Raw genomic sequence first — 20,586 nt, forward strand, 5'->3', positions numbered from 1 at the left:
TCGTGATGAGGCGTGGGCTTCTATGGCTCGGTGCGCTGCTGTTGCTTGGCGGCTGCGCCAGTTTGCGGCCGATTGATGAAATTCAAATTATCCAACAGATGGGGTATGATTTCGAGAACGGCCGCTACACGGGCACCGCGGTGTACCCGACGTTCAAGCAAGGGCCGATGACAAAGCCGAATATGCTGACGACGACGTCGCCGACGGTCTACGACTTGATTCCGCGCCTGTCATCGAAATCCGCGCTGCCGGTTGAGGAAGGGCAGCTGCGCTTGATTTTGTTCGGCAAGGAGTTTGCCAGGCGGGGGGTGACGCAAATTACGCACAGCCTCGCGCGCAACAACAAAGTCGGCAGTCATTTGCTGCTTGGCGTGGCGGAAGAAAGCGCGAAGGAGCTGCTGAAAATCGCGGCGAACACGACGCTGAGCGATACGTTGTATTTGCCGAATCTGGTGGAGCAGAATGAGCAGTCGATGAACTTGCCGAAAACGAATTTGCACTTGTTTTTGTATCGCTATTTTTCCCCAGGCAGCGATCCGTTTTTGCCGTATTTTGAGAAAAAAGGAGATTTCGTCAAGCTTGAAGGGGTCGCGTTGTTTCGCGACGACCGATACGTGGGGCATGTGAGTTTGCGTGATTCGTTTTTAATGAAAATTTTGCTTGGAGAAACGAAAAACGGCGTCTACCAGCTGAAGGTTGGGAATCGCGGGAAACAGGGCGAGGATCGGGTGATGCTGCAAAACTTATGGGCGAAGTCGAAATATGAATGGAAGCGTGATGGAAGCCGCCATGTGCTTGATGTGTTCGTCCATATCCATGCGTCGGTGAGGGATTACCCGTCATGGCTCGATCAGCCGGGTCAAGATTTGTTTGCTGATGTGAAGAAAAAAATGCAAAATGAATTGGAGCATAATATGCATCGGTTATTCCGTTATTTTCAGAAAAAACGGATTGACCCGCTCGGCATCGGCGATTTTGTTCGCAGTGTGACAAGACATTGGGATTCCGACGCGTTTTACCGTGAATACCCGGATCTAGACATCCGCCCGCACGTCACGGTGGATATCGTCCATACCGGCATTGGCGAATAAGACGGGGAACATGAGGAGGGATTAGGATGAAGCAGGCCATTCAGGAACGGTTTCTCATCTCCCCGTTTCTTGTGTTTTTTGTCATTCATGCTACGCAAGTTGGGGTCGGGGCACTCAATTTTCAGCGTCCACTGATGAAAGAGGCGGGGCAGGATGCCTGGATGGCAGTCTTAATGGCCGGGCTGGCGGCGCACGTGTTGATTTGGCTGATGTATCGGCTGCTGTCGCATTTGCCATCAGGCGGAGACCTCGTGTCGCTTCATGAACAGTACTTCGGGCGGTGGATCGGCGGGGTGCTGAGCCTTGGACTTCTTTTTTACTACGCGTTGGCGGCGTTTATGGTGCTTCAATCATACATTGAAATCATTAAAGTATGGGTGTTCCCGTTGATGGGGGCGTGGCAGTTCAGCCTTATGTTTTTGCTGATGACGTATTATGCCGTCTCCGGCGGGTTTCGCGTCGTTGTCGGCTTATGCGTTTGGGGGGTGGTGATTCCGCTGTTGACGATTTTTCCGATGGTTTTCTTTCCGCTTGAGTATGCTCAATACCGGAATTTATTGCCGGTGTTCGACCATTCGTTTGGGCAATTGGCAAAAGCATCGAAAGAGATGGTGCTGCAATATTTAGGGTTTGAAATGCTGCTGATGTATTACCCGTTTTTAAAACAGGCTCCGTCCTCGCAAAAGTGGGCGCATGCGGCCAACGCATTTACGATGTTCATTTATTTTGTTTTGATCCTTATTTCCATCGTGTTTTATAACAAAGAGCAAATTCAGCATATTACATGGCCGACGCTGACGCTGGCCAAAATTCCGGGAGTGCCGTTTATCGAGCGGATGGAGTATATTGTCATCTCGATTTATGTGCTCGTTGTGTTCCCGATCATCGCGGTCTCTATTTGGGCGGCGACGCGCGTGATCAAACAGCTGTTTGCTGTTCAGCAGCGCCGTTCGCTTCCGGTGTTGCTCGCTTGCTTGTTTGTCGGGGGAATGTTTTTTCAGGAGAAGACACATATTGAGCAGTTGACGGAATGGACAGCGAAGGCGGGATTTTATCTTGTCGCGGTGTATGTTCCGCTTTTGTATCTATACGTATGGACGGCGGAAAAAGTGAAAAAGGCGCTACAACAAAAGCCATAAGTATGGTATAGTAATATGGAAAACAGAAGAATCGCAATTCCGTACGCTTGTACGGGAGAGGTTTCTAGCAAAACCCTCTATAAAAAACTAGGGACGGCTGTATCCTAGGGGTATGGCCTTTTTTGTTTTGGAAACCTCTTCTTCTGCTGATTCAGAAGGAGGTTGATTGTGATGAAGATGAAGGAAGAAAAGGCGGTCGTCGTCTTCAGCGGCGGCCAAGACAGCACGACGTGTTTGGTTTGGGCGAAAGAGCAGTTTGGGGAAGTGGAAGCGGTGACGTTTGACTATGGGCAGCGTCATCGCCGCGAAATTGAAGTCGCTCAGGCAATTGCCGCTGAGCTTGGCGTTCGCCATACGGTGCTCGATATGTCGCTGCTCGGGCAATTGGCGCCGAACGCCTTGACGCGTGATGATATCGCCATCGAACAAAAGGAAGGCGGGCTGCCGACGACGTTTGTGGACGGACGCAATTTGTTGTTTTTATCGTTCGCGGCGGTGCTTGCCAAACAGTGGGGCGCGCGCCATATTGTGACGGGAGTGTGCGAGACGGATTTCAGCGGCTATCCGGACTGCCGTGATGTGTTTATCAAATCGTTGAACGTCACGCTGAATTTAGCGATGGATTACGAATTTGTCATTCATACGCCGCTCATGTGGCTGACGAAAGCGGAGACGTGGAAGCTCGCGGATGAGCTCGGGGCGTTCGAGTTCATTCGCACGAAGACGCTGACGTGCTATAACGGCATCATCGCCGACGGCTGCGGCGAATGTCCAGCGTGCGTGCTGCGCAAGCGCGGATTGGATGACTATTTGCGGGAAAAAGCGGGGGTGGAGCGGCCATGATGCACCAGCTTTATCCGCAAGTGATGCACCCTTACCGCTATGAGCTGAACAAAGATATGCACATCGCCGCCGCCCATTTCATCCCGCACGAAGCGGCCGGGAGCTGCGCCAACGTGCACGGCCACACGTACATCGTCAATGTGACGATTGCTGGCGATGAGCTCGATGAAAGCGGATTTTTGGTCAATTTTCAAACGATCAAACAGCTTGTGCATGGAAAGCTCGATCATACGTTGCTCAATGACCATGCCGATTGCTTTGATGAAAACGACCCGAACCGGTTTCCGACGACGGAAGTGGTGGCGCGCACGATTTATGAAACGATTCAGCGCTATTTGGATACGCTGCCGCACAAGCCGACATGTTTGCAAGTGTTTGTCCGCGAAACGCCGACGAGCTATGTCGTCTACCGGCCGAAAGCGGGGGAGCGGTGATGGCGCGCACGATTCCGGTGTTGGAGATTTTTGGTCCGACCATCCAAGGAGAGGGAATGGTGATCGGCCAAAAGACGATGTTCGTCCGCACAGCCGGCTGCGATTATCGCTGCCGCTGGTGCGATTCGGCGTTTACGTGGGACGGATCAGCGAAAGACGAGATCGAGCAGTTGACGGCAGACGACATTTGGCGGCGGCTTGAAGCCATGGGCGGCCGCCGCTTCCGCCACGTGACGATTTCAGGCGGCAACCCGCTTCTCATTGCCGCTCTTGGAGAGCTTGTCGCCCTTCTTCACGAAAAAGGGGTGCGCGTTGCGGTTGAAACGCAAGGGAGCCGCTGGCAAGACTGGCTGCTCGATGTAGACGATGTCACCATTTCCCCAAAACCGCCAAGTTCGGGGATGGACACCGACTGGTCGGCGCTCGACCAACTCATCGGGCGGTTGCAGAAAGATCAAAGCCGGACGCGGCGCGTCAGTTTGAAAGTCGTCGTCTTTGATGACGCCGATTTGGCGTACGCGAAAGAGGTGCACCGCCGTTACCTAGGCGTTCCGTTTTACTTGCAGGTAGGCAACGCCGATGTGGCCGATTCAGATGTGGATGCACTCCGCACAAAGCTTCTCCATCGGTTGGAATGGCTGGTGGAGCAAGCCGCCGATTCGGAGGAGCTGGCCGACGTCCACATCTTGCCGCAGCTGCACACGCTTCTTTGGGGAAACAAGCGTGGCGTGTAAAGCGGGGGTGCGGCCGCTCACGTTGCATGAATCAAAGGGAGGAATGAAGGAATGGCAGGAAGAAAAGAGGAAGAATTGAAAGACTTGACGCTGCTTGGCCATCAAGGGACAACGTATTCGTTTACGTACAATCCCAATCTTCTTGAAGTGTTTGACAACAAACATCCTGACCGGGATTATTTCGTGAAGTTCAATTGTCCGGAGTTCACTTCGCTATGTCCGAAAACCGGCCAGCCGGACTTCGCGACGATTTACATCAGCTACATCCCGGACAAAAAATGCGTCGAAAGCAAATCGTTGAAGCTGTATTTGTTCAGCTTCCGCAATCATGGCGACTTTCACGAAGACTGCGTCAACATCATTATGAACGATTTGATTAAAGTCATGGAACCGCGCTATATCGAAGTGTGGGGCAAATTCACCCCGCGCGGCGGCATTTCCATCGATCCGTACTGCAATTGGGGGCGCCCGGGGACAAAATACGAAAAAATGGCGGAATACCGGCTGCTCAACCACGACTTGTATCCAGAAAAAGTCGACAACCGCTAAACTACAAAAAAGAGGTAGTTTTTTCGCCAACACTCCTATATAATGGACAGTGAATGTTTGCCTTGGAGGTTTTGGCGTTGGAGCGAAGAACAGCTCTTTTGCTTGGGGCGAGCGGCTTGGTCGGCGGGGAACTGCTCAAGTTGCTGCTTGAGTCGGATTTGTACCGGCAAGTGACCATTTTTGTCCGCACCCCGCTGCCGATTAAACATGAAAAACTGCAGCAAGTCGTCGCCGATTTTGCGCGGCTTGAATCGTATGAGCGGCATTTTTATGTCGATGATGTGTTTTGCTGCCTCGGAACGACGCGGAAAAAGGCGAAAACGAAGCAGCAGTTCATTCAAGTTGACTATGAATATACGCTGCGCGCGGCGGCGTTGGCGGAAAAGTGCCGCGTGAAAAGCTTTTTGACCGTCTCTTCGGTTGGCGCCAACCCGTGTTCGCCGTTTTTTTACCAGCGCGTCAAAGGAGAGGTGGAAGAGGCGTTGCAGCGGCTTTCCATCCCATCGCTTCATATTTTCCGTCCATCGTTGCTCGTCGGCAAGCGTCGGGAGTTCCGCCTTGGCGAGATGCTCGCCGGGTGGCTGTTATGCCGGCTGCCGTTTTTGTTCGTCGGCAAATGGAAAAAATATAAGCCGGTTGACGCCCATCAGCTTGCTTTGGCGATGTTTTACCGGGCGGCGTCCGCAGCGAACGGCGTCCACATCTATGAATGTGATGAACTCGCCCGCATTTCGTAAACAAAAAAGAGGCTCTTGACGGCCTCTTTTTTCTATTCAATAATCTTATAATTTTTATGGTTGACCACCGTCCGCTCTTGCAAATCAAGCTCGCGGTAGTTTTTCATATATGTCAAATCGACGATGACCGAGTTTTCGTTCACTTTTTCCACGATGCCGCGCAATCCATTTTTAAATTCAATAATGTCCCCGACTTTTGCTTTTTTCACCATTCTATCATTCCCCTTTTTAAACCGAATATAGTCGTCGGCGGCTAAAACGGGCGTGATCGGCCGAAAAGGCGGCCGGCCGGTGCGCCCTGGCCGTTGTGCCCGCTCTTTATAAAAAGGAGCAGGCGCTTTTTTACTAGTTTGCCTTATTTTTATGCACAAGTAAAGGGGTTTCTTTCCTAAAATCTGATATTTTAAAAAAAAACAAGGGGCGAAGCCGTCCCCTTGTTTTCGTCTACTTGGCAAACACATGGTTGCCGATGACGACCGTCACCGGACGGGAGCGCAGCCATTTGCTTTTCGCCGTTTTCGGATTGTAGAAATAGAGCGAGCCGTTTCCTAAACCGCGAAAAGCAAGTGCTTCTTCAACGGCGCGATATGATTCACGGTCAGCGGGTTCATTGATCGTTCCGTTTGCGACCGGCGTGAATGCATAATGGCCGCCAGAGCGCTCATAAATAACGGCGCGGATCGTATCCGGAAAATCCGGATGGTCGACGCGGTTGAGCACGACCGTTGCCACGGCTACTTTCCCGGCGTACGGCTCCCCTTTTGCCTCAGCATGGACGAGGCGAGCGAGCAAGTCTTTTTCCGCCGCTGTAATGCCTGCGTTCGGGATGATCAGTTTTTCGCCAGGATACAGCCAATCGTCTTTTCTATTTTTTTGCATCAGCTGTTTGAGCGGCACGCCGTATTGCTTCGCGATTTTCCAAAGCGTGTCGCCGCGCTTGACAGTGTGGATGGTTGCCGCATCGGCATGGCCGGCAAAGAAAAACATCCCGCACAACACCGCCATCACCCATGCTTTTCCTTTTTTCATCCTGATCCCTCCTCTCGTAAACTCGCTACTAGAGTAACAAGGATGGGAAGATGATTCATTATCGAAATGATGGAAAAAGTGCGCGAAGCATTGAAATGACTAGTTTCATAGGAGGAATGGAAATTTCTCCGCAAGCCAAAACATCCGGCTTTCGGGGCGGAAAGCCGGATGTGAAGCCGCAAAGACGGGAACGTTCAGCTGCGCGGAACATCTGTATAGTGATAAATAATGTGGCCGCCGCGCTGGGCGATGCCACGAAATCGTTTAAAATCGGGCTGTTTGACAAGCACGGCGCGAAAAACAGGGAAGTCCTCTTTTTTCACCAGCAGTTCGGAGATGATTCCGTTGCGCAAATCATGGATTTGTTTGGCCGCCAACGTTTCATCCATCTGATTCCCTCCCAACGTCCATGTGAGGTTGCTGCTGTTATTTATCATAGCGCAACCGGCGTTTAGGATAAATACCTATATTTTGGCCGGGCAAACACCCTTTGCTTGTGCCGACATACAATATGGATGGGTACGCGCCCCGACAACTATGAGCGAGAAAGGGAGAGGACAATGAATCATTGGGACCCTCATATGAATGATCCGTTTCTGAACGCATCAAACCAAGGCGATAAGGCCGGGCGAATGGACAATAATGCACCGCCCGTGGCGCCGCTGCCGACCGCACCAGCGGCAATGCCGACAGCGTATTATCCGCCGGTGACTCCTTATGGCTACTGGTGTCCGCCGGCTGTGCCGATGGCTCCTTTGGTCAGTCCGGCCCACCTTGACAGTCCGGACGAATTTGACAGCCCGGACAGCTCTGATATGATGCCCCCGGCGCCGCCGCTGGGCTTGGGAGCAGTGCCGAATGTGGCTCCGACCTTCGCCTGGCCGGTAGGAGGGGAAGAAAATGCACCGCCGCTGCCCGCTGACGGTGCCGTTGCTCCATACGATATGGCAGCTCCGTATGCAGGGGTGGGAGCTCCTGTTGCCGGTATGACGCCCGGCGTCGTTCCTAGTGCGATGCCGACCATGGGTGTCACGCCCGGTGTTGCCCCTAGCATCGCCCCCGGCGCTGTTCCGTATCCTCCGATGTGCTATCCGCCGGCTGCGCCGCTGCCATACGCCCCGGCGGCACCGTACGGTTATCCTGCTGCACCGCTGCCGCCGTATTACGGTGGGGTAGCTCCATATGCGCCCGGCCTTCCGGCGCCGTACGGCCCATATCGGTAAACCGTCAAAAAGACCGCTTCCACGCGGTCTTTTTTTATGTTCCACGGGGGACGGGCCCAGCATAGAGGCTCACCGGCTTGCCAGACGGCCGCTTCCCGTACAGGCGCCAGCATCAACCGCATTGTTCCAAACGCTCCCTTATGGCGGCATATATGTGTTCCCATTGCTGTCAATGGTATAATAAGGAACGTAGTTTTTCCCTCAAGAGAGGGAGGAAAAGACGAGGTTGGAGAAAAGAAAGGAGAAGAGGCAAATGGGCATGGAGCGGAAAACAGTGATTGTCACCGGCGGAGCGAACGGCATCGGCAAGGCGGTCTCCGCGATGTTTGCCAAACAAGGTGCGAATGTGGCCATCGTGGATCGGGATGTCAAAAAAGGGGAGGCGTTTGCCGAACAGTTGCGGGCGGATGGACGACATGCCATATTTGTGGCCGCCGATGTCCGGAAAGTGAGCGACATCGAACGGTTTGTGAACGAAACAGCCAGCCGTTTTGGCCGCATCGATTATCTCATTAATAACGCCGGCGTCTCGCGTTGGAAATCACCGTACGAGTTGACGGTGGATGAATGGGACGATGTGTTGTCGACAAATTTGCGCAGCGCCTTTTTTGCTTCTCGCGAGGCGGCAAAATATATGCGCCGCAACGCCAAAGGAGGGGCGATCGTGAATATTGCTTCTACAAGAGCGTTCATGTCTGAACCAAATTCAGAGGCGTACGCAGCGTCGAAAGGCGGTCTTGTCGCTCTCACCCACGCGTTGGCGGTGTCGTTTTCCGCTGACCGCATCCGCGTCAATTGCATCAGCCCCGGCTGGATCGAGACGGGCGATTACGGACAGCTGCGGGATGTCGACCACGGGCAGCACCCGGCCGGCCGTGTCGGCAAACCGGACGATATTGCCCGCGCCTGCCTGTACTTATGTGAGGAGGAAAACGATTTTATCACTGGGGCGAATTTCGTGATCGACGGCGGGATGACAAGGAAAATGATTTATATTGAGTAGGAAGAGGGCGTTTGCTAAAATAAATGAATATGGAGAACGGCTTTGCAGCAAAGGTGGGAGGCAATGATGAAAATCCGCAAAACGCCGATCATGGACGGGCAAGCCCCGGTCAACGTATATATTTATGAAAACCGGAAAGAGGAATACATCGTTCTAGCCATTCCGGCGCTTGAATGGTCGTTTTCGTTTTCCTATGGGGAAGAGGCCGGAGCGGTAACCGAGCGGCTCGAGGCGTCGCTGCAAAAGCGGCTTGACCATGAACGTGCTGCCGCGTTGACCGCTCAGTTGCTTGCATGGGCGCGAGAAATGTAACTGGGCGGCCGCTTGTGACTTTGCAGTTAGGAGCTCGATGGTGAAGTGTTTAACAAGTCAAAGGTAATGGCAAGCTACATTGCATTTAGTCTGTTATGGCTCGTGGTTACCGACGCCTTGATCAATATGCTGCCGGTTGGCCGCGGTTTGTATATGGCGCTTGGCATCGCCAAAGGGGCCGTCTTTATTTTGTTGTCGGTCGTTTTTTTATACCAGCTGCTTACAAAGCGGGAGCAACTCGAGAAGGCGGAAGAAAACGAGCAGCAGTTGCTCACGCTCATTAACTCGATGCCTGATTTTGTTTGTTTTAAAGATAGCGAGGGACGCTGGCTGCGCGTCAATGATTTCGGCCGGCGGCTTTACCATCTCGAGCACATCGACTATGTCGGGAAAACCGATCGTGAACTTGGCGAGCTGGTGCCGTTTTTTAAGGATACCTTCGAACAGTGCATCGAATCGGACCGCGAGGCATGGAAAAGCGGAACCGTCACGCGCCGCGAAGAGTCGTTCGAGACGCCGGATGGAGAGTTAAAGACGTTCGATGTCATTAAAGTGCCGTTGTTTGAAGAAAATGGGGCGCGCAAAGGACTATTGACCATCGGCCGTGATATTACCCAGCAAAAGCGGGCCGAAGAGCTGTTGCTCAAAAAAGAAAAACTGTCGGTGCTCGGAGAGCTGGCCGCCGGCATCGCCCACGAAATCCGCAACCCGCTCACATCGATGAAAGGGTTTATTCAAATGATGCAAGAAACGCGCGAAGTGAATGACGACTATATGCGCATTATGTTGAGCGAGCTTGGCCGCATCAATCAAATCGTCAGCGAGTTGCTCGTACTTGCCAAGCCGCAAAGCCATAATTACCGTCCATTTTTGTTAAGTGAGGCCGTTTCGTATGTCATCAGTTTGATCGGCCATGAGGCGACATTAAACAACGTTTTGATTTCTGTTCACAATAATGCCCCGAAAGCATGTGTGTACGGCGACCAGAACCAAATTGTTCAAGTGCTTTTAAACGTAATGAAAAACGCCATTGAAGCAATGCCTGGCGGCGGGAGTTTATACGTCCGCGTTTCCGAAGCGGGAGGAACGGTTTATTTGGATATTGCCGACACAGGCATTGGCATTTCCAAAGAGCGCCTGCAAAAAATCGGCGAACCGTTTTTTACGTTGAAAGAAAAAGGGATGGGGCTCGGGCTGACAACAAGCATGAAAATTATCCAGGAACATAAAGGGACAATGCAGATCGAGAGCGAAGTCGGAAAAGGGACGATTGTCCATTTGACGCTGCCGTCCAGCTATGCGGCCGACGCCGCAAGCGGCTGACAAAAGAGGCTGCTCCGACCAAAAGTGTCCGCGCCCAAGGCGCGGACACGTTCTTGGTTATGAGCGGTTTTTTTTCGCTTGCTTGGCGGTGTCAACGCTGTCTTTGGCCATTTCCGCCTCTGTTTTCGAGACGGTCGGGTTGGCCACTTCTTGGCTTACTTTGTTTTGTCTCCCTTTTTTCGACATGCTTCCCCCTCCTTTCTTCCCATCGGTCACCGCCGGCCGTACATGCGCAAAATGCCATTTAACTCCTCGCTATGTTTGGTCGGAATTTGATGGCGGGCCTGGTCGATCAACACAACGCCAGCATGCGGCACATAGCGGCGAAATATGGTGATATAGAAATGAATGTAACGGTCGCGCGCTCCGTAAATGAGCAGCACCGGCAGGCGCAGGGAGGAGAGCTGCTCCGTGCAGCGGTAGACGAGCCCAGCCCGATACGCGGCCTCTAAATCCCGCTTGTTGGCCATCTGGGCGTACCGCCTCAACAGCCGCCGCTCGCGCTGGTTTGTTCCGTGCCCGAGGGCGAGCGCCAAGGAGAGCAGTGGGATGGCTCTGAGTTTGGCGGCGGAAATGCCAAGCCAAAACTCACCCCACAGCAGCGGGGTACACACTTCAGGAAATCCGCCAATCAAAATAAGTTGCTTCACATGCTGTGGATAGCGAAGGGCGAAATCAAGTGCGACCGACCCGCCGCTGGAGTAGCCGCAAATGATCGCGCGCCCGATGCCGAGGGAGCGAAGCAACACCGAGACGTCATCGGCGAGCAGCGGCACCGTAATCGGTCCATCCGACGGACTGCTTCGCCCGTTGCCGCGCATGTCGTATAAAATGAGGCGAAAATCGCGGGCGAGCGGCTTTTGGCGGCAAAAAACGACATGCCCCATCCCAGGGGGATGGATGAACAATAGCGGTGTTCCGTTCCCTTTTTCTTCATAATAGAGACGGACGCGGCTGTTGATGGAAATGTATGGCATGCGAATCCCCCCTTCACGGCATCGCCCTCTATAGTATGGAAAGAAGAACAGCCTCCCATCCAAAAAACCTCCATCTTTTTTTCATTGAGAAGGACGGCTTTCCGATTTATAATTAGTCACGTGGATGAACGGCGGACAGGCGGCACGGAAAGGAGGGGGCTCGATGGAGCAGTCGTTCCGTGTGGAAAAGGCGCTCAATAACAACGTTTTAATCGCTTTCCACTCCCAGTATGGCGAAGTCGTCCTGCTCGGCAAGGGGATCGGCTTCGGCAAAAAAAAGGGGGATGAAATTGCGGAAAGTGCCGTGGAAAAATGTTTCGTCCTCAAAAACGAACGCGAACAAGAGCAATACAAAAAGCTGCTTCCGGAATTGAGCGAAGAATTCATCGCCCTCATGAGCGAGGTGGTTCAACATATTCAGCAACGCGTGGGCGCGCCGCTCGACGAGCACATCCATGTGGCGCTGACGGACCATATCGCTTTTACATTAAAGCGGCTTGAACAAGGATTGGATGTCAAAAACCCGTTTTTGGCTGAGACGAAAAGCTTGTATCCGTTGGAATATGAAATTGCCAATGAAGTGGCCCGCATGATTGAACAAAAGCTCGGGATTGTGCTGCCTGAAGGAGAGGCAGGCTTTATTGCCCTTCATATTCATAGCGCGATTTCGAAACAAAGCGTGTCGGAAGCGAATCGATATTCCCAGCTCATTGCTGATCTTGTCAAGATCGTCGAGCAACAGCTTGGCGTTGACATCGACCGCGAGAGCGTTCATTATTTGCGTTTCGTCCGCCATTTGCGCTATGCGATTGAGCGGATGAAAAAAGGCGAAAAAGTCGAAGAACCAAAAAATTTGTCGAAAATCTTGAAGGAAGCGTATCCATTGTGCTATAATCTAGCATGGAAGTTGGTTAAGGTCATGCAGCAAACGCTTCATCTGCCGGCGGACGATGCCGAGGCGGTCTATTTGACGTTGCATTTGCAACGGCTGGCGGAGAAAAAGAACAATACAACTGCATAGGTTGTCTCGCTTTACGTGTTACTGACTCGATCAGGCATGAGTAAAGAGGGCAAATAAGGCGGCAACAGCTGCGAATTCATCTTTGCGCTGTTGTAAGCGTTCTTTTTGTCTCTCTTTAGTCATGCCTTTTTTATTGCGCCGATGCCCCTCGGAAGCGTCCGCTTCATTTTCGGTACATGAATCGGTCGTTTGCTGTAAAACTTAAGAATAAGGAAACTAAAGGAGGTTATGAAGATGAAACGAGCGTTTGGCACGCTGCAAAAGGTCGGGAAAGCGCTCATGCTGCCGGTGGCGATCTTGCCGGCGGCCGGGATTTTGTTGGCGCTTGGCAACGCCTTGAAAAACCCGGCGCTCACTGACAAAATTCCGGCGCTCAAAGCCGACTGGGTCGTGCTCATCTCCAATGTGATGGAGCAAGCAGGCGGCATCGTCTTCTCCAACTTGTCGCTCTTGTTTGCGGTTGGTGTGGCGATCGGCCTTGCCGGCGGGGACGGAGTCGCAGGCTTGGCGGCGATCATCGGCTACTTGATTATGAACGTGACGATGAGCGTCATCTTAGGTGTAACGGCCGATATGGTCGGCGCTGACCCGTCGTATGCCAACATTCTCGGCATCCCGACGCTGCAAACCGGCGTCTTTGGCGGGATTATCGTCGGGATTTTGGCCGCCTACATGTACAACAAATACTTCAATATCGAACTGCCTCAATATCTCGGCTTTTTTGCCGGCAAGCGGTTCGTGCCGATCGTGACGGCGGTGTCTGCGGTCGTGCTTGGCATTCTCATGACATTCATCTGGCCGCCGATTCAGCACGGGCTCAATGCGTTTTCGCACAATATGATCGATGCGAACAAACCGTTGGCCGCCTTTATTTTCGGCGTCATCGAACGGGCGTTGATTCCGTTTGGCTTGCATCATATTTTCTATGCACCGTTTTGGTTTGAATTTGGCGAATACGTCAATAAAGCCGGGCAAGTGGTCCATGGCGACCAAAAAATCTTTTTCGAGCAGCTGAAAGACGGCGTGGAACTGACGGCCGGCACGTTCATGACCGGGAAGTTTCCGTTTATGATGTTCGGCCTTCCGGCAGCGGCGCTTGCCATCTACCATGAAGCGCGGCCGGAAAACAAAAAAGTTGTGGCCGGCATTATGGGATCGGCTGCGTTGACATCGTTTTTGACTGGGATTACCGAACCGATCGAATTTTCGTTCTTGTTTGTCGCTCCGGTGCTGTTTGCCATTCACTGCGTTTTTGCCGGCTTGTCGTTTATGATCATGCACTTGTTGAACGTCAAAATCGGGATGACGTTCTCCGGCGGGGTCATTGACTTCTTGCTGTTTGGCGTTCTGCCAAACCGGACGGCATGGTGGCTCGTCATTCCGGTCGGCTTGGTGTTTGCCGTGATTTATTATTTCGGGTTCCGCTTTGCGATCCGCAAATGGGATTTGGCGACGCCGGGCCGGGAAAAAACGGTCGAGGAAGCACCGAAAGCCGAGGCGGCCGCTGCTGGCGACCTGCCGTATGAAGTGCTCGCTGCTCTTGGCGGAAAGGAAAACATCGAACATTTGGACGCCTGCATCACACGTTTGCGCGTGTCGGTCCATGACATTGGCCAAGTCGATAAAGACCGCCTGAAGGCGCTTGGCGCTGCCGGGGTGCTGGAAGTCGGCAACAACGTGCAAGCGATTTTCGGTCCGAAATCGGATATGTTAAAAGGGCAAATTCAAGACATCATGCAAGGAAAAGCGCCGGCCCGTGCGGCGGAAGAAGAAAAGCCGAAAACAGCGGCTTCGGAAGCCGCGGAGTCCGAAACGATCGCTTCGCCGATGTCCGGAGAAATCGTTCCGCTCGCTGAAGTGCCGGACCAAGTGTTTTCGCAAAAAATGATGGGCGATGGGTTCGCAGTCATGCCGACGGACGGCACGGTCGTCTCTCCGGTTGATGGGAAGATCATCAACGTCTTTCCGACGAAGCACGCCATTGGCATTCAGTCGGCCGGCGGGCATGAAATTTTGATCCACGTCGGCATCGATACGGTGAAGCTGAACGGCCAAGGGTTTGAAGCGCTTGTGAAGGAAGGCGACGAAGTGAAAAAAGGACAGCCGATTTTGCGCGTCGACCTTGATTATGTCAAACAGAACGCCCCATCGATCGTCACACCGGTGATTTTCACGAATCTCCAAGCTGGCGAAACGGTTCACGTCAACAAGCAAGGCTCAGTTGCTCGAGGAGAAGACGCTGTTGTGACGATCCGCTAAGTTGCTTATTCGCCGCGGGGCGGGGACAAGCATTTTCCGTTGCCATCCCGCCCCTGCATTTGATATGATGGCAAAGAAAAAATTGAAGAAAAGGGGAATGATGAACATGGCAGAAAAAACGTTTAAAGTCGTTTCTGATTCCGGCATCCACGCTCGTCCGGCGACGATTTTGGTGCAAACGGCGAGCAAATTCAACAGCGAAATCCAGCTTGAGTACAACGGCAAAACAGTGAACTTAAAATCGATCATGGGCGTCATGTCGTTAGGCATTCCGAAAGGGGCAACGATCAAAATCACGGCAGAAGGGGCCGATGCGGCGGAAGCAATGGCGGCGTTAACGGATACGTTGGCGAAAGAAGGTCTTGCAGAATAATGGGAAACGCAATCCGTGAAAAAACGATCCATGGGATTGCTGCATCGAGCGGTATTGCCATCGCGAAGGCATACCGCTTAGAAACCCCTGATTTGGCAGCCGAAAAACGGGCTGTTGCCGATGTTGAAGCGGAAGTAGCGCGGCTTGAGGCGGCGGTGGCGAAAGCGAAAGAAGAGCTGGAAGCCATCAAGCAGCATGCCTTGGAAAAGCTTGGCGAAGATAAAGCGGCCATTTTTGCCGCCCACTTGCTTGTGCTTGACGACCCAGAATTGTTGAACCCGATTAAAGAAAAAATCCAAACGGAGCGCGTCAATGCCGAGTACGCTCTCGATGAAACCGCCTCGTTTTTCATCTCGATGTTCGAGGCGATGGACAATGAATATATGAAAGAACGGGCCGCTGACATCCGCGATGTGACAAAGCGCGTCCTCGCCCATCTGCTTGGCGTCACAATCTCGAACCCGAGCCTCATTTCTGAGGAAGTCGTGATCATCGCGGAAGACTTGACGCCATCCGATACGGCGCAGCTGAACCGCCAATATGTGAAAGGATTTGCCACCGACATCGGCGGGCGGACGTCGCATTCAGCAATTATGGCCCGTTCGCTCGAAATCCCTGCCGTCGTCGGCACGAAGACGGTGACGGCGGAAGTAAAAAACGGCGACATCGTCATTGTCGATGGGCTCGACGGCCAAGTAATCATCAATCCATCGCCGGAGTTGCTCGCCCAATATGAACAAAAACGGGCCCGCTATGAGGCGCAAAAGGCAGAATGGGCGAAACTCGTTCACGAGGCGACCGTGACGGCTGACGGCATTCATGTCGAGCTGGCCGCCAACATCGGCACGCCAGACGATGTAAAAGGAGCGTTGGCGAACGGAGCGGAAGGAATCGGATTGTATCGCACAGAATTTCTATACATGGGACGCTCGGAGCTGCCGACGGAAGACGAACAGTTTGCGGCTTACAAAACGGTGCTGGAACAAATGAATGGCAAACCGGTCGTTGTGCGGACGCTTGACATTGGCGGCGACAAAGAGCTGCCGTATTTGCAGCTGCCGAAAGAAATGAATCCGTTCTTAGGGTTCCGGGCGATCCGCCTTTGCCTTGAGATGCAAGACATGTTTCGGACGCAGCTGCGCGCCTTGTTGCGGGCGAGTGTGTACGGCAATTTGAAAATCATGTTCCCGATGATTGCGACGCTCGATGAATTCCGCCAAGCGAAAGCCATTTTGCTTGAAGAAAAAGAGGCGCTCCTCCGCCAAGGGGTTGCCGTTGCGGATGGAATTGAAGTCGGCATGATGGTGGAAATCCCGGCAGCTGCCGTCATGGCGGACCAGTTTGCGAAAGAAGTCGATTTCTTCAGCATTGGAACGAACGACCTGATCCAATATACGATGGCGGCCGATCGGATGAATGAGCGGGTTGCGTATTTGTACCAGCCGTACAACCCGGCGATTTTGCGGCTCATCAGCCACGTGATCGATGCCGCCCATCGCGAAGGAAAATGGGTCGGGATGTGCGGAGAAATGGCCGGCGACCCGATCGCGATTCCGATTTTGCTTGCCCTTGGCCTTGATGAGTTCAGCATGAGCGCCACCTCGATTTTGCCGGCGCGCGCTCAGTTGAAACAATTGTCGAAAGAAGAGGCGGCTCGCATCAAAGAGACGGTGTTGTCGCTCGGCACGGCTGAGGAAGTCGTGTCGTTTGTCAAACGAACATTTTCACTTGCCTGAATGAAAGCGCGGCGACGTTTACGTTCGCCGCGCTTTTTTCGTTTTGCGTTATGCCAACAGCGGCGTCGACGATTCATAGCCATACCGCTGCCGGACCGTAAGCGAAAGGCCGATAGCGATAACTTTCGCCATTTGGTAAACTATGTGCAAATTCGTATACGGAAGCGCGCTTACATCGGCCGTGTCCTCCATCATGACTCCCATGACGCTGATGTCTCCGACCGGTGGCAGCGATTTGCCGAGCGCCGTGCCAGGGGAAAGGGCGCCAGGGCGGATGGCGATCGTATGGACAAACGGCTGCGGCCCGACAATGCTGTCGATTGCCACCACATACGCTCCGCGCTCGTGTTGCAGCTGCTCGGAAACACGATGGATGTTCGTTGCATCGACAGGCTTCCTAAGTGTACCGATGACGGTCAAATGATCCGGATAAGCGTTTTCCAGCAGCGTGCCGACGAACGGCCCTAAGCTGTCGCCGTTGATGCGATTGCTGCCGATGCAAACGACGGTCAGATGCCGGATGTGCGCCGGCAGCAAGGAAAACAGTTCGTTGCGAATGAGCAAAGGAGCGAGCGGATCGCTGTAGGAAATCGTCCTCATCGATCGCGATTCCTTTCTGTCGATAGTCTCCTTTTCTTATTCGCGGCCGCTGCCGGCGATTCCTTTCTTTTCAGGGTTGCAAATTTTTCCTTATGTTTGCTTAAACGGGTTGCGCCATTCCATTAACACGGCATGGTTGAGCGATTCTTCGTCTTCTAAATAATTACGGACAACCGCAAGCGGCGTTCGCCCGCAACGGAGCAAAAATGTAATGACCGGATCGTTCAGCTCGCCGGCGACGACTTTGTCGATGTAGGCTTCCGGCGTCAGCTCGCTCGCATAACGGTGGTAGCCAGGCATCCGCCCGCCGCCGAGCAGCCGGTCAAGGCCGAGATGGACGACGACTTCATACATCGACTGCATGAGCCACTTGCCGAGGCCGAGCTTCCGGTATGGCGGCGAGACGCAAATGTCGACGACATACAGCGTGTTGCCATCCGGGCGGTGGTTGCGGATGTAGCCGCCGTCGGTGATCTCTTCCCATGTATGATCGGCATGGGCTGGATCAAAATCAACGATCAAGCCGGTCATCGATCCGACGATGCGCCCTTCGACTTCGACGCAAAGCGCTCCTTCGGGAAACAAGGTGACATGGTTGGTTAATTGTTCCTCGTTCCACCACAACTCCGATGGAAACGGGGGCGGAAAACTTTCTTGCTGCACGCGGATGAGATCAGCAAAGTCGTCTGTCGTATAGTTGCGGATGACCGCTTCGCGCGGAGTGTTGCCGTCAAAGACGTATAAACGTTTATCGTACATGCCGATCCCCCTTGCTTTTTTACCTTCATCATAACGGAAAACGCGAAAAAATGGAAAGAAAAACCCCCGACAACTAACAGCGGCCGGAGGTTTTTTGCTCGACATACTCGCTCACAAGCGCTTCAATTTGCTGTTCATCGGGCTTTTCGCCGCAAAATGCAAACTCAATTTCCTCAATCAATTCACCGTCGCGATAAACGTGCAGCGCCCCTTTTTGCAGCAAGACGCTGTATTCGATCTCAAATATATAGCCCTCATGTTCAATCGCGCCCATTGTGGTTCACCTGCCTACGTTTAATGTCCCACAGGCGCGGCTCTCTATGTATGAATAAGAAGCCCATCCTATAGACGTAGGACGATTGTCCTTTTATAATGGACGTGGTTCGACAAAAAGAGGAAACAGAGGGGAGAAATAGAGAGTGTTCCGGACATTGCGCAGTAAATTGATCGTCTTGATGGCTTTATTGTTAGTGATTTCATTGGCAGCGACACAACTCGTTGGGGTTGTGCAAATGCGGAAGATGGTGGATGCTGACGTGAAACAGCGGGCGCAGACGGCGCTTGACGGACTGCTTGGCGATATTCGCGACAGTTTTCAAAGTGAGGAGAATAGCTTAGTGCAATTCAGTGAATCGCCGTTGGCTTTGCAAATGGTTCAAGATGAAAAAATGTGGCTGCAGCTTGAGAAACAGTTCCGCACGTTTTTGCGCCTGCATGAGAATGTGCAATTCATCTATATTGGCACGGAGCAGAAGAAAATGTACATATCGCCGATGACAGAGCTCCCGGATGGATACGATCCGACAAGCCGCCCGTGGTATAAAGAAGCGATGAAGCGTCCGGATGAAGTGGTGTGGACCGAACCGTACGTCGATGCGATTACCGGCAAGCACGTTGTGACGTTGGCCAAAGCGGTGAGCGAAAACGGCCGCATTGCGGCGGTCATCGGCATCGATATGACGCTCGATGCGGTGACAAGAATCGTCAATGCGAGCGACGTCGGCTATCACGGCTATCCGGTGCTGTTTGACACGAAGGGAACGGCGGTTGTTCATCCGGAAGATAAAGGGAAAAATATGGCGAACAATGCGACAGTCCGCTACATGCTCGAGCATGAAAAAGGAATGCACGAATATGAGCAAGACGGCGAACGGCGGGTGATTTACTTCACTACGATTCCAGAGCTTGGCTGGAAAGTCGGCGCCGTCTATAAAGAAAAAGACTTATCAGTGATGAGCCGCTCGCTCGGAGCAACCATGCTTGTCATTACGGTGATTGCGTTCATCATCGCTTTGGTCGTCGTTTATTTCTTAGCGCGCTCGATCACCAAGCCGATTGTGGCGCTGCAAGAGCAAGTCGAAAAGGCGGCGGGCGGTGATTTGACCGTGCAAGTGCGCACCGCCAGCAAAGATGAAATCGGCCGCCTCGCTCGCCATTTTAACGAGATGATCGATCATATGCGCGCGCTGATCGGCGAAGTGAACCGATCGGTCAACGAGCTGGCCGCCTCGGCTGATCATTTAAGCGCCGTCTCAGAGGAAACGATGGCGACAAGCGAACAAGTGGCGAAAGCGATCGGCGAAATCGCCAAAGGAACAACCGATCAAGCAGGCAGCCTTGATACGATCAATGAGCGGACAACAGCGCTGTCGCAGCAAATCGAAGCGGTCACAGGAGCGACCGCTTCGATGGAATCGTTGTCAAATGAAACGAAAACGGCGAGCTACGATGGCTTGGAGCATTTAAATGTTCTGCAGCAAAAATCCGAAGAGGCGAACAACGAGCTGTCCGCCGTTGAAAACGTCATTAGCGACCTTGTGAGAAAAATGGGGGAAATCGATGACGTCATTCAAACGATTACCGCCATTTCCGGGCAGACGAACTTGCTCGCGTTAAACGCCAGCATTGAGGCGGCGCGCGCCGGCGAGCACGGCAAAGGGTTCGCCGTTGTCGCGGACGAAGTGCGGAAGCTGGCGGAACAATCGGCGAAAGCGACGGAAATGATCCGCGCAACGATCGCCGCGATTCAGCAGCAGGCCGGACTGGCGATCGAGGCGGTCGGCCGCTCGAAAGACGCTTACAACGAGCAACGGAAAGCGGTGCACACGACCGGCGATTCGTTCGTGAAAATTACGGGCATGATGGAGCAGTTGACCGACGCGCTCGCGAACATCATGGAAGAGGCGAAGCGAATGAACAGCGGCAAGGATGATGTGATCGGCGCCATGCAAAACATCGCCGCCATCGCTCAACAGTCGGCGGCAGCGGCGGAAGAAGTGGCCGCTTCCGCTGATGACCAGCTGCAGGCGCTGGCAACGGTGACCGAATCGGCGGAAACGTTAAGTGAGATGAGCCGGCAGTTGAAACAACTGGTGGAGAAGTTCAAAATTTCATAAAAGGCAGAGGACGCCCTGATGGCAGCGGGGTGTTCTTTTTATCGCCTC

Annotated in this window: 24 protein-coding genes; 16 read left to right on the forward strand and 8 right to left on the reverse strand. The window is 53.1% G+C overall.

The window, feature by feature from the left end:
* Positions 1-5 precede the first annotated feature (5 nt).
* From ACR1UW_RS06425 to ACR1UW_RS06455, 7 genes are all read left to right on the forward strand, one after another.
* Positions 6-1,091, forward strand: a complete 1,086-nt coding sequence (locus tag ACR1UW_RS06425) for a Ger(x)C family spore germination protein (protein WP_498934978.1) — start codon at positions 6-8, stop codon at positions 1,089-1,091.
* A 26-nt stretch (positions 1,092-1,117) separates the two neighbouring features.
* Positions 1,118-2,230: a GerAB/ArcD/ProY family transporter gene (locus tag ACR1UW_RS06430; RefSeq protein ID WP_498934979.1), complete on the forward strand. Its 1,113-nt coding sequence runs from the start codon at positions 1,118-1,120 to the stop codon at positions 2,228-2,230.
* A 171-nt stretch (positions 2,231-2,401) separates the two neighbouring features.
* A complete protein-coding gene (gene queC, locus ACR1UW_RS06435) occupies positions 2,402-3,073 on the forward strand; it encodes a 7-cyano-7-deazaguanine synthase QueC (RefSeq protein WP_044745509.1) in 672 nt (223 codons plus the stop codon).
* A complete protein-coding gene (gene queD, locus ACR1UW_RS06440) occupies positions 3,070-3,507 on the forward strand; it encodes a 6-carboxytetrahydropterin synthase QueD (protein ID WP_047753434.1) in 438 nt (145 codons plus the stop codon). Before queC ends, queD begins: the two co-directional genes overlap by 4 nt.
* Complete coding sequence (gene queE / locus ACR1UW_RS06445; protein WP_060788054.1) at positions 3,507-4,241, forward strand: 7-carboxy-7-deazaguanine synthase QueE; 735 nt, start codon at positions 3,507-3,509, stop codon at positions 4,239-4,241. The genes queD and queE overlap by 1 nt, the downstream gene beginning before the upstream one ends.
* A 51-nt stretch (positions 4,242-4,292) precedes the next feature.
* The gene (gene queF, locus ACR1UW_RS06450) at positions 4,293-4,790 is read left to right on the forward strand and encodes a preQ(1) synthase (RefSeq protein WP_025948364.1); all 498 of its coding nucleotides are present in this window, start codon (positions 4,293-4,295) and stop codon (positions 4,788-4,790) included.
* Positions 4,791-4,843: 53 nt separating this feature from the next.
* A complete protein-coding gene (locus ACR1UW_RS06455; protein WP_020754933.1) occupies positions 4,844-5,527 on the forward strand; it encodes an NAD(P)H-binding protein in 684 nt (227 codons plus the stop codon).
* A gap of 32 nt (positions 5,528-5,559) precedes the next feature.
* Here the strand turns inward: ACR1UW_RS06455 and ACR1UW_RS06460 are convergent, their stop codons facing one another.
* The 3 genes from ACR1UW_RS06460 to ykzS all read right to left on the reverse strand — a co-directional run bounded on the left by ACR1UW_RS06460 (position 5,560) and on the right by ykzS (position 6,945).
* The gene (locus ACR1UW_RS06460; protein WP_033005507.1) at positions 5,560-5,739 is read right to left on the reverse strand and encodes a YkvS family protein; all 180 of its coding nucleotides are present in this window, start codon (positions 5,737-5,739) and stop codon (positions 5,560-5,562) included.
* A 232-nt stretch (positions 5,740-5,971) separates the two neighbouring features.
* Positions 5,972-6,556, reverse strand: coding sequence for a cell wall hydrolase (locus tag ACR1UW_RS06465; RefSeq protein WP_033010575.1), 585 nt, complete (start codon positions 6,554-6,556; stop codon positions 5,972-5,974).
* 194 nt (positions 6,557-6,750) lie between these two features.
* Positions 6,751-6,945, reverse strand: coding sequence for a protein YkzS (ykzS, locus tag ACR1UW_RS06470; protein WP_033015881.1), 195 nt, complete (start codon positions 6,943-6,945; stop codon positions 6,751-6,753).
* Between the two features lie 171 nt (positions 6,946-7,116).
* Between ykzS and ACR1UW_RS06475 the strand changes: the two genes are divergently transcribed.
* The 4 genes from ACR1UW_RS06475 (at position 7,117) to ACR1UW_RS06490 (ending at position 10,417) form a co-directional block, all read left to right on the forward strand.
* Positions 7,117-7,779, forward strand: coding sequence for a hypothetical protein (locus tag ACR1UW_RS06475; protein WP_033010577.1), 663 nt, complete (start codon positions 7,117-7,119; stop codon positions 7,777-7,779).
* Positions 7,780-8,032: 253 nt separating this feature from the next.
* Positions 8,033-8,782, forward strand: coding sequence for an SDR family NAD(P)-dependent oxidoreductase (locus ACR1UW_RS06480; RefSeq protein WP_033010578.1), 750 nt, complete (start codon positions 8,033-8,035; stop codon positions 8,780-8,782).
* Between the two features lie 66 nt (positions 8,783-8,848).
* Positions 8,849-9,094, forward strand: coding sequence for a YueH family protein (locus tag ACR1UW_RS06485; RefSeq protein WP_033010762.1), 246 nt, complete (start codon positions 8,849-8,851; stop codon positions 9,092-9,094).
* A 45-nt stretch (positions 9,095-9,139) separates the two neighbouring features.
* The gene (locus ACR1UW_RS06490) at positions 9,140-10,417 is read left to right on the forward strand and encodes an ATP-binding protein (RefSeq protein WP_033010763.1); all 1,278 of its coding nucleotides are present in this window, start codon (positions 9,140-9,142) and stop codon (positions 10,415-10,417) included.
* Positions 10,418-10,474: 57 nt separating this feature from the next.
* On the opposite strand, the gene ACR1UW_RS06495 is transcribed toward ACR1UW_RS06490, so the two are convergent.
* Entirely contained in the window at positions 10,475-10,603 is a 129-nt protein-coding gene (locus ACR1UW_RS06495) for a hypothetical protein (RefSeq protein WP_255350130.1), read from the reverse strand.
* Between the two features lie 26 nt (positions 10,604-10,629).
* Positions 10,630-11,394 carry an alpha/beta fold hydrolase gene (locus tag ACR1UW_RS06500; protein WP_063329726.1) on the reverse strand — a complete coding sequence of 255 codons (765 nt, stop codon included), beginning with the start codon at positions 11,392-11,394 and terminating at the stop codon, positions 10,630-10,632.
* A 163-nt stretch (positions 11,395-11,557) separates the two neighbouring features.
* Between ACR1UW_RS06500 and glcT the strand changes: the two genes are divergently transcribed.
* From glcT to ptsP, 4 genes are all read left to right on the forward strand, one after another.
* Complete coding sequence (gene glcT, locus ACR1UW_RS06505) at positions 11,558-12,415, forward strand: glucose PTS transporter transcription antiterminator GlcT (RefSeq protein WP_498934986.1); 858 nt, start codon at positions 11,558-11,560, stop codon at positions 12,413-12,415.
* Between the two features lie 234 nt (positions 12,416-12,649).
* Positions 12,650-14,674, forward strand: a complete 2,025-nt coding sequence (ptsG, locus tag ACR1UW_RS06510; protein ID WP_498934988.1) for a glucose-specific PTS transporter subunit IIBC — start codon at positions 12,650-12,652, stop codon at positions 14,672-14,674.
* A 106-nt stretch (positions 14,675-14,780) separates the two neighbouring features.
* Positions 14,781-15,047, forward strand: coding sequence for a phosphocarrier protein HPr (locus ACR1UW_RS06515; RefSeq protein ID WP_011230496.1), 267 nt, complete (start codon positions 14,781-14,783; stop codon positions 15,045-15,047).
* A complete protein-coding gene (ptsP, locus tag ACR1UW_RS06520; RefSeq protein ID WP_498934990.1) occupies positions 15,047-16,783 on the forward strand; it encodes a phosphoenolpyruvate--protein phosphotransferase in 1,737 nt (578 codons plus the stop codon). Before ACR1UW_RS06515 ends, ptsP begins: the two co-directional genes overlap by 1 nt.
* 48 nt (positions 16,784-16,831) lie before the next feature.
* On the opposite strand, the gene yyaC is transcribed toward ptsP, so the two are convergent.
* From yyaC to ACR1UW_RS06535, 3 genes are all read right to left on the reverse strand, one after another.
* Positions 16,832-17,383 (reverse strand): spore protease YyaC, encoded by a 552-nt coding sequence (gene yyaC, locus ACR1UW_RS06525; protein WP_498934992.1) that lies wholly within the window; start codon positions 17,381-17,383, stop codon positions 16,832-16,834.
* A gap of 90 nt (positions 17,384-17,473) precedes the next feature.
* A complete protein-coding gene (locus tag ACR1UW_RS06530; protein ID WP_498934994.1) occupies positions 17,474-18,142 on the reverse strand; it encodes a GNAT family N-acetyltransferase in 669 nt (222 codons plus the stop codon).
* 73 nt (positions 18,143-18,215) lie between these two features.
* Positions 18,216-18,416, reverse strand: a complete 201-nt coding sequence (locus ACR1UW_RS06535) for a YbxH family protein (protein ID WP_014195319.1) — start codon at positions 18,414-18,416, stop codon at positions 18,216-18,218.
* 145 nt (positions 18,417-18,561) lie between these two features.
* Between ACR1UW_RS06535 and ACR1UW_RS06540 the strand changes: the two genes are divergently transcribed.
* Complete coding sequence (locus ACR1UW_RS06540) at positions 18,562-20,538, forward strand: methyl-accepting chemotaxis protein (RefSeq protein WP_498934996.1); 1,977 nt, start codon at positions 18,562-18,564, stop codon at positions 20,536-20,538.
* The last annotated feature ends 48 nt before the right edge of the window (positions 20,539-20,586 follow it).

It is taken from the genome of Geobacillus lituanicus (assembly GCF_050994965.1).
GTDB lineage: Bacteria > Bacillota > Bacilli > Bacillales > Anoxybacillaceae > Geobacillus > Geobacillus stearothermophilus.

Bases quoted from the DNA above. Each gene is read 5' to 3' on its own strand.
- ACR1UW_RS06425 (WP_498934978.1), top strand. From the start codon at position 6: ATGAGGCGTGGGCTTCTATGGCTCGGTGCGCTGCTGTTGCTTGGCGGC.
- ACR1UW_RS06430 (WP_498934979.1), top strand. From the start codon at position 1,118: ATGAAGCAGGCCATTCAGGAACGGTTTCTCATCTCCCCGTTTCTTGTG.
- queC (WP_044745509.1), top strand. From the start codon at position 2,402: ATGAAGATGAAGGAAGAAAAGGCGGTCGTCGTCTTCAGCGGCGGCCAA.
- queD (WP_047753434.1), top strand. From the start codon at position 3,070: ATGATGCACCAGCTTTATCCGCAAGTGATGCACCCTTACCGCTATGAG.
- queE (WP_060788054.1), top strand. From the start codon at position 3,507: ATGGCGCGCACGATTCCGGTGTTGGAGATTTTTGGTCCGACCATCCAA.
- queF (WP_025948364.1), top strand. From the start codon at position 4,293: ATGGCAGGAAGAAAAGAGGAAGAATTGAAAGACTTGACGCTGCTTGGC.
- ACR1UW_RS06455 (WP_020754933.1), top strand. From the start codon at position 4,844: ATGTTTGCCTTGGAGGTTTTGGCGTTGGAGCGAAGAACAGCTCTTTTG.
- ACR1UW_RS06460 (WP_033005507.1), bottom strand. From the start codon at position 5,739: ATGGTGAAAAAAGCAAAAGTCGGGGACATTATTGAATTTAAAAATGGA.
- ACR1UW_RS06465 (WP_033010575.1), bottom strand. From the start codon at position 6,556: ATGAAAAAAGGAAAAGCATGGGTGATGGCGGTGTTGTGCGGGATGTTT.
- ykzS (WP_033015881.1), bottom strand. From the start codon at position 6,945: ATGGATGAAACGTTGGCGGCCAAACAAATCCATGATTTGCGCAACGGA.
- ACR1UW_RS06475 (WP_033010577.1), top strand. From the start codon at position 7,117: ATGAATCATTGGGACCCTCATATGAATGATCCGTTTCTGAACGCATCA.
- ACR1UW_RS06480 (WP_033010578.1), top strand. From the start codon at position 8,033: ATGGGCATGGAGCGGAAAACAGTGATTGTCACCGGCGGAGCGAACGGC.
- ACR1UW_RS06485 (WP_033010762.1), top strand. From the start codon at position 8,849: ATGAAAATCCGCAAAACGCCGATCATGGACGGGCAAGCCCCGGTCAAC.
- ACR1UW_RS06495 (WP_255350130.1), bottom strand. From the start codon at position 10,603: ATGTCGAAAAAAGGGAGACAAAACAAAGTAAGCCAAGAAGTGGCCAAC.
- ACR1UW_RS06500 (WP_063329726.1), bottom strand. From the start codon at position 11,394: ATGCCATACATTTCCATCAACAGCCGCGTCCGTCTCTATTATGAAGAA.
- glcT (WP_498934986.1), top strand. From the start codon at position 11,558: ATGGAGCAGTCGTTCCGTGTGGAAAAGGCGCTCAATAACAACGTTTTA.
- ptsG (WP_498934988.1), top strand. From the start codon at position 12,650: ATGAAACGAGCGTTTGGCACGCTGCAAAAGGTCGGGAAAGCGCTCATG.
- ACR1UW_RS06515 (WP_011230496.1), top strand. From the start codon at position 14,781: ATGGCAGAAAAAACGTTTAAAGTCGTTTCTGATTCCGGCATCCACGCT.
- ptsP (WP_498934990.1), top strand. From the start codon at position 15,047: ATGGGAAACGCAATCCGTGAAAAAACGATCCATGGGATTGCTGCATCG.
- yyaC (WP_498934992.1), bottom strand. From the start codon at position 17,383: ATGAGGACGATTTCCTACAGCGATCCGCTCGCTCCTTTGCTCATTCGC.
- ACR1UW_RS06530 (WP_498934994.1), bottom strand. From the start codon at position 18,142: ATGTACGATAAACGTTTATACGTCTTTGACGGCAACACTCCGCGCGAA.
- ACR1UW_RS06535 (WP_014195319.1), bottom strand. From the start codon at position 18,416: ATGGGCGCGATTGAACATGAGGGCTATATATTTGAGATCGAATACAGC.